Below are 15928 nucleotides of genomic sequence, written 5' to 3'. Positions count from 1 at the left end.
GAAAGAGAGAGGATATAACGTATGTTGACGATACGGGAATACAAAAAAGCCGAGTCGCTCGAGGAAGCGTATACGCTCAACCAGAAAAAGTCCAACCGCGTGATCGGCGGCATGATCTGGCTCAAGATGGAGACGCTGAATGTCGGCACGGCAATCGACCTGTCCGGTCTGGGATTGGACACCATCGAGGAGACCGAAACCGAGTTCCGGATCGGTGCAATGGCCTCGCTGCGCGCGCTGGAGCTGCACGAAGGACTGGCAGCCTACACGAACGGTGCGATGCGCGAGTCTGTGCGCCATATTGTCGGCGTGCAGCTGCGCAATCTTGCGACGGTCGGCGGCAGCCTGTACAGCCGGTTCGGCTTTTCCGATGTGCTGACCATGTTCCTCGTGCTGGATGCACAGGTAGAGCTGTACAAGGGCGGCATTGTGCCGCTTTCCGAGTACGCCGAAAGACCCAAGGACCGCGATATTCTGGTGCGCATTATCGTGCCCAAGAAAAATGCGAAATTCAACTACCAGTCCGTGCGCATCAGCCAGACCGACATTCCGGTGCTGACCTGCGCGTCTGTTAAGGATGAGAACGGCTATCGGTTCGCCATCGGTGCTCGTCCGGCGCGCGCACAGATTTATGCACAGCCTGTGGATAAAACGGCGGAGCAGATGGCAGAAGTCGTTCGGGCGGAAATTAAGACCGGCAGCAGTCTGCGCGGCAGTGCGGAGTACCGCAGACACCTCGCGGGTGTGCTGGTGCGCCGTGCGGCACAGGCGCTCGATGCAGAGTAAGGGGGAACGGATATGCTGATCACAATGACATTGAATGGAAAGAAAGTAGCAGACGATGTGGCGGCGGACACGCTGCTCATCGACTTTGTGCGGGGGCATGGCTGCCTGAGCGTCAAGCGCGGCTGTGAGACTGCGAACTGCGGTCTGTGCACCGTATTTATGGACGAAAAGCCGGTGCTGTCCTGCTCGGTGCTGGCAGCGCGTGCAAGCGGACATACGATCACGACCTTGGAGGGCTTGCAGGGCGAAGCCGCCGAATTCGGCGCGTTCATCGCGGATCAGGGTGCGGAGCAGTGCGGCTTCTGCAATCCCGGCTTTATGATGAACGCGATCGCGCTGTTCCGCGAAAAGCAGGACCCGACCGATGAGGAGATCAAGGAATATCTGGCAGGCAATCTGTGCCGCTGCTCGGGGTATGAGGGACAGCTGCGCGGTATCCGTGCCTATCTCGACTGGAAAAAGCAGAGAGAGGAGGACGCACAGTGAAGGTAGTCAATCAGCCGCTCCGTAAAAAGGATGCAATGCAGCTTGTGACCGGTCAGCCGGTGTATGTGGACGATGTAACGCCGCGCGACTGCCTGTGCGTCAAGCTGCTGCGCTCGCCGCACGCGAACGCCATCGTCAAGTCTATCAACAAGACCGCCGCGATGAAAGTCCCCGGCATGGAGGCCATCTTCACCTGGGAGGACGTCGATCAGGACGGCCGCCGCTATACACAGGCCGGTCAGACTTATCCGGAGGCCAGTCCGTATGACCGCCTTGTTATCGACCGTCATGTGCGCTTTGTCGGTGATGTGGTTGCCATCCTTGCCGGTGCGGACGAAAAATGCGTGGATAAGGCGATGAAGCTGGTCAAGGTGGAGTACGAGGTGCTCGAACCGGTGCTCGATTTCCACACGGCAAAGGACAATCCGGTGCTCGTGCATCCGGAGGACAACTGGGAGAGCCTTGCACCGGTCGGCGCGGACAACAGGCGCAACCTGTGTGCGCATGACGAGTGCGGCAACGGCGATATTGACGCGGTCCTCGCGGACTGCGATGTTGTTATCGACCGCGTGTACCACACGCAGGCATGTCAGCAGGCGATGATGGAAACCTTCCGCACCTACTGCGAGATCGACACCTACGGCCGTCTGCACATCATCAGCTCGACCCAGATCGTGTTCCATACCCGCCGTATTGTGGCGAACGCACTGCATATTCCGAAAAGCAAGGTGCGCGTCACCAAGCCGCGTATCGGCGGCGGCTTCGGCGCCAAGCAGACCGCAGTCAGCGCGGTGTATCCGGCGTTTGTCACCTGGATGACAAAGAAGCCGTCCAAGATCATCTTCAGCCGCGTGGAGAGCCAGATTGCCTCCTCGCCGCGCCACGAGATGGAAATGCACGTCCGTCTGGGCGCAAACAAGGACGGCATCGTGCGCGGCATCGACCTGCACACGCTGTCCAACACCGGCGCGTACGGTGAGCACGGCCCGACAACGGTCGGTCTGTCCGGTCATAAGTCGATTCCGCTGTACGGCAAGGCCGAGGCGTTCCGCTTTACGAGTGACGTTGTGTATACCAATCACATGTCGGCGGGCGCGTACCGCGGCTACGGCGCGACGCAGGGCCTGTTCGCGGTGGAGAGCGCGGTAAACGAGCTGGCGAACATCCTCGGCATGGACCCATTCAAAATCCGTGAGATGAATATTACGCATGAGGGCGAGATCATGCCCGCGTACTACGGTCAGATGAACACAAGCTGTGCGCTCGACCGCTGTCTGGCGCGCGTGCACGACATGATCGACTGGGATAACAAGTATCCGTGCCGGGACATGGGAAACGGCAAGATTCGTGCGGTCGGCATGGGCATGGCGATGCAGGGCTCGGGCATCACGAGCATGGATGTCGGCAGTGCGACGCTCAAGGTCAACGATGAGGGCTTTTACACGCTGCTCATCGGCGCGGCTGACATGGGCACCGGCTGTGATACCACGCTTGCGCAGATTGCGGCAGAGGTGCTTGAGTGTCCGCTTGACAACATTACCACGCTGAGTGCGGACACCGACTGGTCGCCGTATGATTCCGGCTCGTATGCCTCGAGCACGACCTATGTCACCGGCAAGGCGACCGAGAAGTGCGCGCTCGAGCTGCGCGGCAAAATCTGTGCGCTCGGCGCAAAGCTACTCGGCTGTGATAAAGAGCAGGTCAGCTTCGACGGCAGGGAAGTCCGCGTAGAGGAAGGCGAAAATGCAGGCAAGACCATTAGCCTGAGTGATATTGCGACGGCTTCCATGAACGGCAACAGCATCGAGCTGCAGGCGACGGTTACACATTCGTCCGAGATTTCGCCTCCGCCGTATATGGTCGGTGCGGCTGAGATCGAGGTGGATACCGAAACCGGCGAGGTAACCCTGCTGGATTACGCTGCGGCAGTGGACTGCGGTACGCCCATCAACCCGAATCTGACGCGCGTGCAGGCCGAGGGCGGCATTGCGCAGGGCATCGGCATGACGCTGACCGAGAGCGTCACCTACGACGATCGCGGCTATCCGATGGAAAATTCGCTTTTCCAGTATAAGATTCCCGCACGCGTGGACATCGGCAAGATCCGCGTGGAATTCGAGAACAGCTACGAGGGCGAAGGCCCGTTCGGTGCGAAATCCATCGGCGAGGTTGTTATCAATACACCGCTGCCGGCGATTTCGGATGCAATCCGAAATGCCGTAGGCAAGCGGTTCTATGAGCTTCCCATTACGCCGGAAAAGATTGCGATGGCAGCGATGGAGCAAAAGTAAGTGCAAAAAAGAACGTATCCGATCGGATACGTTCTTTTTCTTTGCCGCAGATGTCAAAATCTGTAGGGCGCGACGACTCGGCGCGCCGTTGTAACGGGTTGCAGATGGTTTACACGGCGTGCCGAGGTCGTCACGCCCTACGGCAAACATATTAAATCACGTTAAAATATCAACCCAAAGGTCGTTGTAATACTGGTTGATTTCCGTCGGCAGATTGGTATACGCCTCAGTCGGATACTGCGTAATATCCGGGAAATACAGCGGGTCGCTGGTGATTTCCTCGTCCAGTTCGTTATAGACCTCGGTCTGCGGACTGGAATAGCCGATGTACTCCCAGTTTGCCATCGCCGCCTCGGTCGAGCACATGAAGTTGATGAACTTCTCCGCGCCCGAAACGTTCTTCGCGTTCTTCGGGATGCACATGGCATCTACAAACAGGTTGGTGCCCTCCTTCGGAACGTAGAATGCGAGGTCGGGATTTTCGTCGATCATCGTGACGGCATCGCCATTATAGTACGGTGCAGCCACAATTTCCTCACTCGGCAGCTTTTCAAGAATCTGGTCCATCCAGATGCCCTGATACACCGGCTTCCCGGCGATAATGAGGTCGGCTGCCTGCCGAAGCTCAGTCTTATCGGTGGTATTGAGGGAGCAGTCAAGATACATCAGCGCAATGCCGAGCGCATCACGTGAGTTGTTGAACATGGCGGTGCGGTTGGTGTATTTGGGGTTCCACAGCAAATCCCACGAGCCGATATCCGCTTCATCGACGTACTTGGTATTGTACACGATGCCGACCACGCCCCAGGTGTAGGGTACGGAATACTTCTGCTCCGGATCGAAGTCCAGATGGGTGTATTTCTCGTCGATCAGCTTCGTGTTGGGAATGTGGTCGTAGTTGAGCGGCTGGAGCATATCCTCGTCGATAAAGCGCGAAATCGCGTAGTCGGACGGGATAATGACATCGTAGCTCGTGGTCTGGATGCGCGAATACAGGTTTTCGTTGGGATCGAAGGTGTTGTAGATAACCTTGATGCCGGTTTCCTCCTCGAACCGGTCGATGAGGTCGGTGTCGATGTACTCGCCCCAGTTATACACGTTGAGCACCTCCGCCGAGGATGCATTGCCGCAGCCGGAGAGAAGCCCGGTGCACATCGCGCCGCACAGCAGCAGGGAAAGCATGCGTTTTTTCACGGCTGCATCGCTCCTTTCTTGCGGACGGCTTCGCGGCGCTTCTCGTCGCGGGACTGACGCACATTGATGACGATGAGCAGCGCCAGCACGATCAGGAACAGAATGGTCGAGATGGCGTTGATCTTCGGTGTCATGCGGTGGCGCGTCATGGAGTAGATAACGACTGACAGCGGCTGACTGGTCGTGCCGGCGGTAAAGTAGGACACCACAAAATCGTCGATCGACATGGTGAACGCCATGATAGCGCCCGTGACGATGCCCGGCATAATCTCCGGCAGGATGACCTTGTGGAGCGCCTGATGCGGCGTTGCGCCGAGGTCGAGCGCGGCTTCATAGGCGTTTTTATCCAGCTGGCGCAGCTTGGGCATGACGTTGAGCACGACATACGGCGTGCAGAACGTAACGTGCGCGAGGATAAGGGTCAGGTAGCCCTTGTCCAGACCGATGGCGGCAAACAACAGCATGAACGTCACGCCCATGATGGTATCCGAGGAGGACATCGGGATGTTGTTGACGGTCAGGTAAGCCGCCTTGGCTCTGCGGCTCATGTTGTGGATGCCGATGGCGGCAATCGTGCCGAGCACGGTTGCAATCGCGGCAGCGGCAACAGCCACGAGCAGCGTGACATACAGCGAATGGAGAATATCCGCATCGCGGAACAGCTCGACATACCAGCGGGTGGTAAAGCCGTTCCACAGGCGGCGCGACTTGGAATCGTTGAACGAGAAGATCATCAGCACAACGATAGGCGCGTACAGGAACAGGAAAATCAGCAGCAGATAGAAGTTTTTGAAAAATTTTTTCACAGCAGCAGACCTCCTTCCTCGGAGGAGCCGTCATCGAACTTGTTCATGATCCACATACAGATGAAGATGAGGATGATCATGACGAGCGCGATTGCCGAGCCGAGGTGCGGGTTGTACGCACCGCCCATGAACTGCAGGTCGATAAGGTCGCCGACGAGCAGGTTTTTGCCGCTGCCGAGCATCTGCGAAATAACGAACGTGGAGACAGACGGCACAAATACCATTGTAATGCCGGAAATCACACCGGGAATGCTCAGCGGGAAGATGACGCGGCGGAATACAAGGTGCGTCGGCGCGCCGAGGTCCTGCGCGGCTTCGATCAGCTTGCGGTCGAGCTTGATGAGAACGGTATAGATCGGCAGCACCATGAACGGCAGAAAGTTGTACACCATGCCGAGCACGATAGCGCCCTGCGTGTTGATAAGCGGGATATAATCGAGCGAATAGCCGAAATGGCTCTGCAGGAAGGATATTAAGCCAATGGAACGGAAAAACTGGTTGATGAAGCCGTTGTTCTCCAGAATGGACATCCATGCGTAGGTGCGGAGCAGAAAGTTGATCCACATCGGCAGCATAATCAGCATCATGCAAAGGCTCTGTTTGCTGGCGGACAGGCGGCTCATCAGATACGCCATCGGGTAGCCGAGCACAAGGCACACCACGGTAGAGAGAAACGCCAGCCAGAACGACCGTCCGAAAATCGGCGGGAAGCCGGGCAGATAGCTGAAATTATGCAGGGTGAAGCCGCCGTCCGCATTGTGGAACGCGTAGACCACGACCATCAGAATCGGGGCAAGGATAAATACGGCGAGCCATACGCCGTAGGGATAGGCAAAGGACTTTTTCACGCTTGCGCCTCCGCACTCTTGTGCATGATGTGGATGTCAAACGGGATGACCGTCAGGCCGACGGTCTTGCCGACCGACTCCGCCATGGTGGAATGCACCATGAAGGTGAAGAACTGGGTGCGAACCATCATCTCGTAGTGCACGCCCTTGAATACGATGGACTCGACAACGCCCTGCAGCAGACCGTCACCGGCGTAGACGATTTTAAGATCCTCCGGACGGATAACGACATCGACCGGCGCATTCTTCTCGAAGCCCTTGTCCACGCACTCGAAGGTGCGGCCGCAGAACTCGACCTTGCAGTCCTCGGGCATCACGCCGTCAATGATATTGGATTCACCGATGAAATCCGCAACAAAGGCGTTGACCGGCTCGTTGTAGATATCGGTCGGGCTGCCGACCTGCTGGATAACGCCGTGGTTCATGACAACCACGCGGTCACTCATCGTCAGCGCTTCTTCCTGGTCGTGTGTGACGTAGATAAAGGTGATGCCGGTGCGCTGCTGAATACGCTTCAGCTCGATTTGCATGTCCTTGCGCAGCTTGAGGTCGAGGGCACCGAGCGGCTCGTCGAGCAGCAGCACACGCGGCTCGCATACCAGCGCACGCGCGATGGCAACACGCTGCTGCTGACCGCCGGAAAGACTGGTCACATCGCGGTTTTCAAAGCCGCGCAGGCCGACCAGCTCGAGCATTTTGGTGGTCTTGCGCTTGATATCTGCGCGGTCCAGCTTTTTGATGTGCAGACCGAATGCGATATTCTCCGCAACATTCAGGTGCGGGAACAGCGCATAGCGCTGGAATACGGTGTTGATCTCGCGCTGATACGGCGGAACATCGTTCAGACGCTTGCCGTCGAAGAACACATCGCCGGAATCCGGCTGCTCAAAGCCGCCGATGATGCGCAGTGTGGTCGTTTTGCCGCAGCCGGACGGACCGAGCAGGGTCACAAACTCGCGGCGCTTGATGGACAGCGAAATGCCGCGCAGCACAGGCGTTCCGTCAAATTCTTTTTTCAGGTTTTGCAGATCGACCAGATTTTGATTCAATCCTCATCACTCTCCCCAAACAGTCAGCAGCCCCAAACCGAGCGGGTCAGGCTCTGTTTGGGGTCGCGCTATATCTATATTGTAGCAAATAATTTTTATCATATAAATAGTATAGGGAAATGCCGTAAAAGTCAAGGTGATACGCATATTCTGCTCGCAAAAAAGCAGGGAAATTCGAGGGGAGGATGCTCGATTTGGAGGATTTGCCAGCTTCGTTATGTAAAGCGTACAAGCTGAAATAGTTTGATTTGTACACTTTGCAAACGGATACTGTTGAATATGCACAAAAAGATAACGCTTCAATTGGTGAAGATTCATAAATTATGGCTCTTGTAACAGAGGCGGTTATCGTGTATTATAATACCTGTGATCAGGAAATGATCCAAACACAAAAACGCAATTTAGTCATTAACTTTTAAGGAGTTGTATATATCATGATGAAGGGTTTCTTTAATGGTCTGGTAAGCGCACGCATGATGGAGCTGGATAACGGCCGTTCTTTCTCTAAGGCTCGCAAGGCTGAGCGCACTGCTAAGTAAGCGGTAATCAAACCAAATTTATAAAGGCTTCCCGGAACAGATGGCGGGAAGCCTTTTTCTTTGTGTGACAGGATTGTGTTGGCTTTTACCGATAGAATGTGGTACACTTAAAAACATACGGTATTCAGGGGTAAAGGGGATAGGACGTTGCAGTTTATCAAACGGTTTCGGGTAGGTCAGCGCGCCATCAAGACTGCGGTATCGGTCGGTCTGGCGCTTGCACTGGCGATGGTGCTGGGTTCCAGCCTGCCTATTTTTGCAGCCATCGGTGCCATTTCGGTGATGAGCCGTACCTGGGTGGATTCGCTCAAGGAGAGCCTCAATCAGATAGCGGGTACATTTCTCGGCTATCTGATCGCATGTGTGTTTGTTACCGTGCTGCCCAATCCAACGTTTTTCGTATGGATGGCGCTCGGCGTGCTGTGTGTGATTTCGCTGTGTATCGGTCTCAAGCTGAATTTTGCGATTCCGCTGGCGAGCATCGTGTTTGCGGATGTGTGCCTGTATACCGGCGGAGATTCAATCGTGTATGGCTTCCACCGCTTCACGGATACGCTGGTCGGTCTGGTGGTGGCGCTGCTCGTCAATGTGGTAATACGGCCGTATAACAACCGCCAGAAGATCATCAATACGATGGATGAGATTCAGAAAATGTTTCTGCCGCTGCTGCAGTCGCGTGTGCTCGAGCATCGTTATCCGGATCTGACGCCGCTGACTGAGAAAATGACCTCGCTTGCGTCCGAGCTGCGTATTTTCGAGAAGCAGCCGGTAGCGCTGTGGCAGCATGCCGTGCGTGTTGCCGCCCGACGGCAGGAGGCCGCCTATCTGCGCGGCTGCGAGCAGCTGCTTGCCAAAATGTGCGGTGAGCTGGCGGCGCTGTGCAATATGGACTCCAATCCGGCGCCCGGAGAGGAGAGTATAGAGCGATTGGAGGCACATGGTCTTACCGCGCCGGAAAACCTTAAGGATTACTGCCGGTGCTCGCCGATGGATGCACAGGTTATGGATTTTCATATCGGCAATCTGCTCGATGCGTATGATTTTCTGACCGCGTTTCATCATGTGTAAAAATATACCGCAGGTGCACGAACTGTTAAAATCGTGCACGCTGCGGTGTTTTTATAGTCATACAGCGCATAGACAAAATACGCCTTAATCTGCTATACTGTTGTTTAAGGATATATACACGCTGTTTTTGTATGGCGGTCAGCCCTTTCTTTCCCCGCGGTCTGCGGTGGAAAGGAGGTGGGCGCAGATGAAGAAGAAAGCACTTCAGCTTTTTATTTGTGCGGTCATTGTACTGTACATTTTCTTCGTAAAAGCGCGATGACCGCTCGGCTGGTCCCCGAACGGTCATTAGCATAAAACTTTTGATTCGATAAAGGGCTGACTGCATAGACAGCGTCCCTGTATATCCATAGTATACCGCGGAAAGCGCTGTTCGTCAAGATGGTGCTCTCTGCGGTGTATTTAATTTTGCGGAAAGCTGTGGTCTGCACCAGTCGGCTTGACTTCTCCTCACAAAATGGTTATAATAAAATCACTATAATCGTTATTTATGCGATGACGCAGGAAAAGTAACCGGCTCGCCTTGCGCGAAAGAGAGAAGCTCCTCGGCTGAAAGGGCTTTGCGCGGGAAACGGTGAAGTGCGCCTGCTGAGCAACAGGGTCAAACGCCCTGCGGGAAGTGCCCGTTACCGCACTGCACGAGCGAAAAATCGGAGTGGAACCGCGTTTGTACGCCTCCCGAGGGAAGAATATCCCTTGGGAGGCTTTTTTATTCCCGAAACTCCGCATAGCTTTCCTGAAAACCATCAAAAGGAGATAAAAATCATGAAACTCTACAACACGCTGACCCGTCAGAAGGAGGAATTCGTTCCGATCACGCCGGGCGAGGTAAAGATGTATTCCTGCGGTCCGACGGTATACAACTATTTCCATGTCGGCAACGCACGTCCGTTCATCATTTTCGATCTGCTGCGCCGTTACTTCGAGTACCGCGGCTACAAGGTTGAGTTCGTTCAGAACTTCACCGACATTGACGACAAGGTAATCAACAAGGCGAACGAGGAAGGCGTGGACTTCAACACCATCGCTGAGCGTTATATTAAGGAATATTTCGTTGATGCACAGGGTCTGGGCGTCAAGAAGGCGACCGTGCACCCGCGTGCGACCGAGACCATGGACGCTATTATTGATATTGTTGAGCGCCTGATCGAGAACGGTCACGCTTACGTTGCTGAGAACGGCGACGTATACTTCCGCACCAAGTCCTTCCCTGAGTATGGCAAGCTGTGCCACCAGCCGATGGAGGAGCTGCAGGCCGGTGCCCGCATCTCGGTCGGCGAGGTAAAGGAAGATCCGATGGACTTCGCGGTCTGGAAGGCTGCAAAGCCGGGTGAGCCGGCTTGGGATACGCCGTGGGGCAGCAAGGGCCGTCCGGGCTGGCATATTGAGTGCTCGGCTATGGCGAACAAGTACCTCGGCAAGACCATCGACATCCATTCCGGCGGTCTTGATCTGATTTTCCCGCATCACGAGAACGAGATCGCACAGTCCGAGTGTGCAAACGGCTGCACCTTTGCGCATTATTGGCTGCACAACGGCTTCCTGACCATCGACAATGAGAAAATGTCCAAGTCCAAGGGCAACTTCTTCATGGTCCGCGACGCAGCAAAGCAGTTCGGCTATGAGACCATCCGCATGTTCATGCTGAGCGCGCACTACCGCACTCCGCTTAACTACTCCGCTGAGTCGCTTGAGATGAACAAGGCCTCCCTTGCCCGTCTGTACGAGGCCCGCAATAATATGGAGTTCCGCATCGAGAAGGCATCCGGCGACACCATGACCGCCGAGGAGACCGAGAAGCTGGAGGCTCTGAAGGGCTACAAGCAGAAGTTCATCGACGCAATGGATGACGACCTGAACACCGCAGACGCACTGTCCGCCATCTTCGAGTTGACCCGTGAGATCAACGCGTACAACGGCTCTCATCAGGATGCCACCAAGGCATTCCTGACCGCAGCGCATGATCTGTTCATGGAACTGACCGGTGTACTCAATCTGGTGCAGAACCGTGACGATGCGGTTGATCCGGACGCAGAGAAGATCGAGGAGCTGATCGCACAGCGCGCCGCAGCTAAGAAGGAGAAGAACTTCGCTGAGGCAGACCGTATCCGCGGTGTGCTGGCTGATATGGGCGTTACCATTAAGGATACCCGTCAGGGCACGCAGTGGAGCCGCAATTAAATCGCAAATCCTGACTATTTGATAGAGAAAGTCCTCTGTTCGTGTGTGGATAGAGGACTTTTTGCGTGTTTCCGCACTGGCAGAGCATCTTGCTGACGCAGCCCGCGTGTGCCGGTCAACCGGTGCTAAGGCAACACTGCAGGCGACTTTTTCGCTTCAAATTGATAAAATCTTTGCACGCTGCAAATAAAAATCTTGCGTGATATCAGGATGAACAAGCGGAAAACCTGCAAAAAAGCGGTTTTTGTCGGTTTATACAAGTGTCGTTGATTGACATTTTTGCAGGATTGCGGTACAATATATTCATTATCTAATTTATTGGGACGGAAAGGAGAAGGCGGAATGACGATTCAGCCTGATTATGTAAAGGAAGAACTTTTGCATGAACTGAGTGAGAGCTTTCGTATGCACAACCAGCTCCCACCCGATCTGTTTACGCGCTACCGCATCAAGCGCGGCTTGCGTAACGCGGACGGTACCGGTGTTCTGGTCGGTGCTTCTCATCTGGGCAATGTACACGGTTATATCGTCAACGAGGGCGAGCGTGAGCCGATCGAAGGCCGCCTGACCTATCGCGGATATAATGTATATGACCTGATTCACGGTCTGGAGCAAGAAAACCGCTTCGGCTTTGAGGAAATCGGTTATCTGCTCATGTGCGGCAAGCTGCCGAGCCGCCGTCAGCTGGCGGAATTTCAGCATACCATTGGTCTGGAGCGTGCCCTGCCGGACAACTTCACCGAGGATATGATCATGCGTGCGCCGAGCCGCGACATCATGAACAAGCTGGCAAGCGCAACGCTGGCACTGTATTCTTATGATACGAATCCGGATGAAACCACGGTCGAGAACATCATGCGTCAGGGCATCAGCCTGATGGCCAAGTTCCCGGTTATCATTTCGCACGCATATCAGGCAAAACGCCGCTATTTTGATAATGATTCCATGTTCCTGCATGTGCCGGATTCAAACCGTTCGACTGCAGAGAATATTCTGCACCTCATCCGTCCGACCGGCGAATTCAACGATGACGAGGCTAAGCTGCTTGACCGCTGTCTGATCCTGCACGCCGAGCATGGCGGCGGTAACAACTCGTCTTTCACCGTGCGTGTTACTTCTTCGTCCGGTACGGATACCTATTCGGCGATCGCGGCTGCGGTTTCCTCGCTGAAGGGCCCGCGCCACGGCGGTGCAAACCTGCGCGTCGTCAAGCAGTTTGAGGAGATGAAGGAGAATATCCACAACTGGAAGGATGAGACCGAGGTCGGCAATTATCTGCGTAAGATTTTGAATAAGGAAGCCGGTGACGGCTCCGGCCTGATCTACGGCATGGGCCATGCGATTTACACCTTGAGCGACCCGCGTGCCGTTGCACTGAAGAAGGCCGCTCGTCCGCTGGCGGAAAAGACCGGCTATTCGGACGAAATGGACCTGATCGAGCTGGTAGAAAAGCTGACGCCGAGTGTCTTTGCCGAGATCAAGGGCAGCGACAAGCCGATGTGCGCGAATGTCGATATGTATTCCGGCTTTGTCTACAAAATGCTCGGACTGCCCAAGTCGCTGTATACGCCGCTGTTCGCTACCGCGCGTATCGTCGGCTGGATGGCACATCGCCTTGAGGAAGTTACCACCGGCGGTAAGATCATCCGTCCGGCGTATAAGCCTGTTGCGAAGAATGTCGAGTACGTTAATATTGATGAGCGGAATGACGGTCCGATCAACGACTGATTTTTAAGGCAATACCGCATAATTGAACAAGAGCGATTTGCGAGCAAATTTTGCGTGCTGACAAGGCGCGGTTTTGCGGTAATACTTGATGTATTGCCGTGAAATCTCGGCAGCGCGGACGGAACTCGCGCAAGGAACCGAAGCCAAAGTCAGGACATAAAATTTCCGCAAAGCGCCGCAGCTTTAATTGTGCGGTGTTGCCTTAATTTTTAGTTTTTTTGAAAAAAGTGTTGACAACCTGCTCTATATGCGTTATACTAAATGAGCTTGGTCAAAGACAGCTGGCGCCGCAAGGCTTAAATAGCGATTTGTTCGCCGCCCGCCGAGGTCAACACGGACATGTTATTATCATATTTGATTATGTTTTCTGTGTACCCTCCCTGTGTCTTTGCACCGGGAGGGTACTTTTATTTTACAGGAGGTGAAAATGATGCCGAACGCAAAGATTCTGGAAGAGAAGAAGGCTCTGGTCGCTTCCCTGGTAGAGAAGATCAAGAATTCTCCGGCAGGTGTACTGGTCGACTACAAGGGCATCAACGTAGAGGATGATACCAAGCTCCGCAAGCAGCTCCGTGAAGCTGGCGTTGAGTATGCTGTCATCAAGAACACTCTGATCCGCTTTGCAGCTAAGGAACTGGGTTTTGACGAGCTGGATGCGTGCTTGCACGGTACCACCGCTCTGGCAATCTCCACCACCGACGACGTTGTCGCTCCGGCGAAGATCCTGGCTGACTTTGCTAAGACCCACGAGAACTTCACCCTGAAGGCTGGTTACCTGGAAGGTAAGGCCATCGGTGAGGACGAGGTCAAGAAGCTGGCTGCTATGCCGAGCAAGGAAACCCTTATCGCTCAGGTACTGTACAGCTTCAACTACCCCATTATGCAGCTCGCTATTGCTTGCGATGCTATCGTTAAGAAGGCAGAGGGCAATGAGGAAATGAAGGTTGCTGAACTGGTAGCCCCGAAGGAAGCTGCAGCAGAAGAAGCTGCTGAGTAATTTCCCCGCACTGACTGATTTATTCGGTCAGGAACACATTTTAACTTAAAAATTATCTAAAATTGGAGGTTTAATCCCATGACTGTTGCTGAGATTATGGAAGCTGTAAAAGAGCTCAAGGTTATGGAGCTCTCTGAGCTGGTAAAGGCTCTCGAGGAAGAATTTGGTGTATCCGCTACGCCGGTAGCTGTTGCAGGTGCTGTAGCAGGCGGCGACGGCGCAGCTGCTGCTGACGCTAAGACCGACTTCGACGTAGTTCTGGTTGACGCTGGCTCTTCCAAGATCAACGTTATCAAGGCTGTTCGCGAGATCACTGGCCTGGGCCTGAAGGAAGCTAAGGAGAAGGTTGACACCGCTCCGCAGACCATCAAGGAGGCTGCTCCGGAGGCTGAGGCTAACGAGATCAAGGAGAAGCTCGAGGCTGCTGGCGCTAAGGTTGAGCTGAAGTAAGGTTTCCTTACCGAACCAACTGCTTGCAATCAAGCAATTCCAAAGACGCAGAGTGTTTGCTCTGCGTCTTTTTCTATGCCAAAATTTCCGTCAGTCAGTGGTGACAAACCCGAAATTGTGCGGTATAATAAAATAGAATAATAATGTGGACAAGAAGGAGAATCTCATGCCGAAATTAGGACTTATTTCGCTCGGCTGCGCGAAAAACCTCGTGGACAGCGAGCACATGCTGGCCCGGCTGCGGGACGCAGGCTGGGAGATCACCGAGGATATGACCGAAGCAGACGTTGGCGTTGTCAACACCTGCGGCTTCATCGAAGCCGCTAAGACCGAGGCTATCGAAACCATTCTGGAGACCGCCCAGAATAAGCAGACCGGCAATATGAAGGGCTTGGTCGTGACCGGCTGTCTGGTGCAGCGCTATGCTGACGAGATGCGCGCTGAGCTGCCCGAGATCGACGTATTCTGCGGAACGGGCAGCTATGATGACATCGTGGACGCGGCCAATGCGGCGCTCAAGGGGCAGCAGGCGGCGTACATGGCCGATATGACCTCTGCTGCACTCGACGGCAGCCGTGACCGCCTGACACCCTCGTACACCGCATACTTTAAGATTGCGGAGGGCTGCTCGAACACCTGCGCGTACTGTATCATCCCCAAGCTGCGCGGCCGTTACCGCAGCCGTGAGATGGCATCGCTGCTCGAGGAAGCGCGTGCGCTCTCTGACGCAGGCGTTAAGGAGCTGATCGTCATCGCGCAGGACATCACCAAGTACGGTATGGACCTGCCCGAGCATAAGCGTCTGCTGCCCGAGCTGCTCCGCGAGCTGTGCAAGATGGACTTTACCTGGATTCGTCTGCACTATCTCTATCCCGACCAGATTACGGACGAGCTGATCGACGTGATTGCGGATGAGCCGAAAATCGTAAAGTATCTGGATATTCCGCTGCAGCATGTCTCTAAGCGCATTCTGCGTGCCGTGCACCGTCCGGGTGACGGCGCGGAATTTACCAGGCTGATCGAGGATATGCGCGAGCGTATTCCGGGTCTTGTACTGCGTACAAGCCTGATCGTCGGTCTGCCGGGCGAGACCGAGGACGAGTTTGCCGAGCTGTGTGAGTTCCTGCAGAATGTCGGCATTGAGCGTGTCGGTGTGTTCGAGTATTCGCCGGAGGAAGGCACGGAGGCCGCAGAGCTGCCCGACCAGATCGACGACGAGACCAAGCAGAACCGCCGTCTGATCGTCGAAGAGCTGCAGTCCGGTGTGCTCGACGACTACAATACCTCCCGCCACGGTGAGGTCATGCAGGTGCTCTGCGAGGGCTTTGACGAGGAGCAGGGCCTGTGGTATGGCCGTACCTACGCGGATTCGGTCGAGGTAGACGGCCACGTCTACTTTGACGCGGCGGATAACGAACCGGCGGAAGGCGAGTTCGTGTCCGTTCTCATCACCGAAAGCCTTGGACCCGACCTACTCGGTGTCCGTCAGAAGGAGGCATAATTTC

The 15928-nt window shown here is 54.9% G+C and carries 13 protein-coding genes and 1 other annotated feature; of the genes, 9 read left to right on the top strand and 4 right to left on the bottom strand.

Translation table 11 applies throughout. The features are described from left to right. Positions 1-21: 21 nt before the first annotated feature. Genes IEY11_RS08365 through IEY11_RS08355 form a run of 3 tightly spaced genes read left to right on the top strand, consistent with a single transcriptional unit; the run spans position 22 to position 3563 of the window. Complete coding sequence (locus tag IEY11_RS08365) at positions 22-786, top strand: FAD binding domain-containing protein (protein ID WP_118753468.1); 765 nt, start codon at positions 22-24, stop codon at positions 784-786. A 12-nt stretch (positions 787-798) separates the two neighbouring features. Further along, positions 799-1272, top strand: coding sequence for a (2Fe-2S)-binding protein (locus IEY11_RS08360; RefSeq protein WP_118360063.1), 474 nt, complete (start codon positions 799-801; stop codon positions 1270-1272). Then, positions 1269-3563 carry a xanthine dehydrogenase family protein molybdopterin-binding subunit gene (locus IEY11_RS08355; protein ID WP_188886284.1) on the top strand — a complete coding sequence of 765 codons (2295 nt, stop codon included), beginning with the start codon at positions 1269-1271 and terminating at the stop codon, positions 3561-3563. The genes IEY11_RS08360 and IEY11_RS08355 overlap by 4 nt, the downstream gene beginning before the upstream one ends. Positions 3564-3719: 156 nt before the next feature. On the opposite strand, the gene IEY11_RS08350 is transcribed toward IEY11_RS08355, so the two are convergent. Genes IEY11_RS08350 through potA form a run of 4 tightly spaced genes read right to left on the bottom strand, consistent with a single transcriptional unit; the run spans position 3720 to position 7460 of the window. Next, a complete protein-coding gene (locus IEY11_RS08350) occupies positions 3720-4757 on the bottom strand; it encodes an ABC transporter substrate-binding protein (RefSeq protein ID WP_188886283.1) in 1038 nt (345 codons plus the stop codon). Beyond that, entirely contained in the window at positions 4754-5563 is an 810-nt protein-coding gene (locus IEY11_RS08345) for an ABC transporter permease (protein ID WP_243183980.1), read from the bottom strand. The genes IEY11_RS08350 and IEY11_RS08345 overlap by 4 nt, the downstream gene beginning before the upstream one ends. Then, entirely contained in the window at positions 5560-6411 is an 852-nt protein-coding gene (locus tag IEY11_RS08340) for an ABC transporter permease (RefSeq protein WP_243183979.1), read from the bottom strand. The genes IEY11_RS08345 and IEY11_RS08340 overlap by 4 nt, the downstream gene beginning before the upstream one ends. Beyond that, positions 6408-7460: a spermidine/putrescine ABC transporter ATP-binding protein gene (gene potA / locus IEY11_RS08335; protein ID WP_188886282.1), complete on the bottom strand. Its 1053-nt coding sequence runs from the start codon at positions 7458-7460 to the stop codon at positions 6408-6410. Before potA ends, IEY11_RS08340 begins: the two co-directional genes overlap by 4 nt. A gap of 686 nt (positions 7461-8146) precedes the next feature. Between potA and IEY11_RS08330 the strand changes: the two genes are divergently transcribed. From IEY11_RS08330 to rimO, 6 genes are all read left to right on the top strand, one after another. Then, positions 8147-9067, top strand: a complete 921-nt coding sequence (locus IEY11_RS08330) for an FUSC family protein (RefSeq protein ID WP_118728757.1) — start codon at positions 8147-8149, stop codon at positions 9065-9067. 765 nt (positions 9068-9832) lie between these two features. Beyond that, on the top strand, positions 9833-11248 hold the full coding sequence (cysS, locus tag IEY11_RS08325) for a cysteine--tRNA ligase (RefSeq protein ID WP_118645840.1): 1416 nt from the start codon (positions 9833-9835) through the stop codon (positions 11246-11248). A 342-nt stretch (positions 11249-11590) separates the two neighbouring features. Continuing rightward, positions 11591-12976, top strand: coding sequence for a citrate/2-methylcitrate synthase (locus IEY11_RS08320; protein WP_188886281.1), 1386 nt, complete (start codon positions 11591-11593; stop codon positions 12974-12976). Between the two features lie 253 nt (positions 12977-13229). Beyond that, positions 13230-13396, top strand: a sequence feature (ribosomal protein L10 leader region). Between the two features lie 7 nt (positions 13397-13403). Beyond that, a complete protein-coding gene (rplJ, locus tag IEY11_RS08315) occupies positions 13404-13973 on the top strand; it encodes a 50S ribosomal protein L10 (RefSeq protein WP_308744113.1) in 570 nt (189 codons plus the stop codon). A 78-nt stretch (positions 13974-14051) separates the two neighbouring features. Beyond that, positions 14052-14423, top strand: coding sequence for a 50S ribosomal protein L7/L12 (gene rplL, locus IEY11_RS08310; protein ID WP_116704748.1), 372 nt, complete (start codon positions 14052-14054; stop codon positions 14421-14423). Positions 14424-14589: 166 nt separating this feature from the next. Then, complete coding sequence (gene rimO / locus IEY11_RS08305; protein ID WP_188886280.1) at positions 14590-15924, top strand: 30S ribosomal protein S12 methylthiotransferase RimO; 1335 nt, start codon at positions 14590-14592, stop codon at positions 15922-15924. Positions 15925-15928: the final 4 nt, after the last annotated feature.

Source organism: Butyricicoccus faecihominis, assembly GCF_014648015.1.
Lineage (GTDB): Bacteria > Bacillota > Clostridia > Oscillospirales > Butyricicoccaceae > Agathobaculum > Agathobaculum butyriciproducens.
Note: the sequence above shows the minus strand (reverse complement) of the source record. Positions and strands in the feature narration are given on the sequence as shown.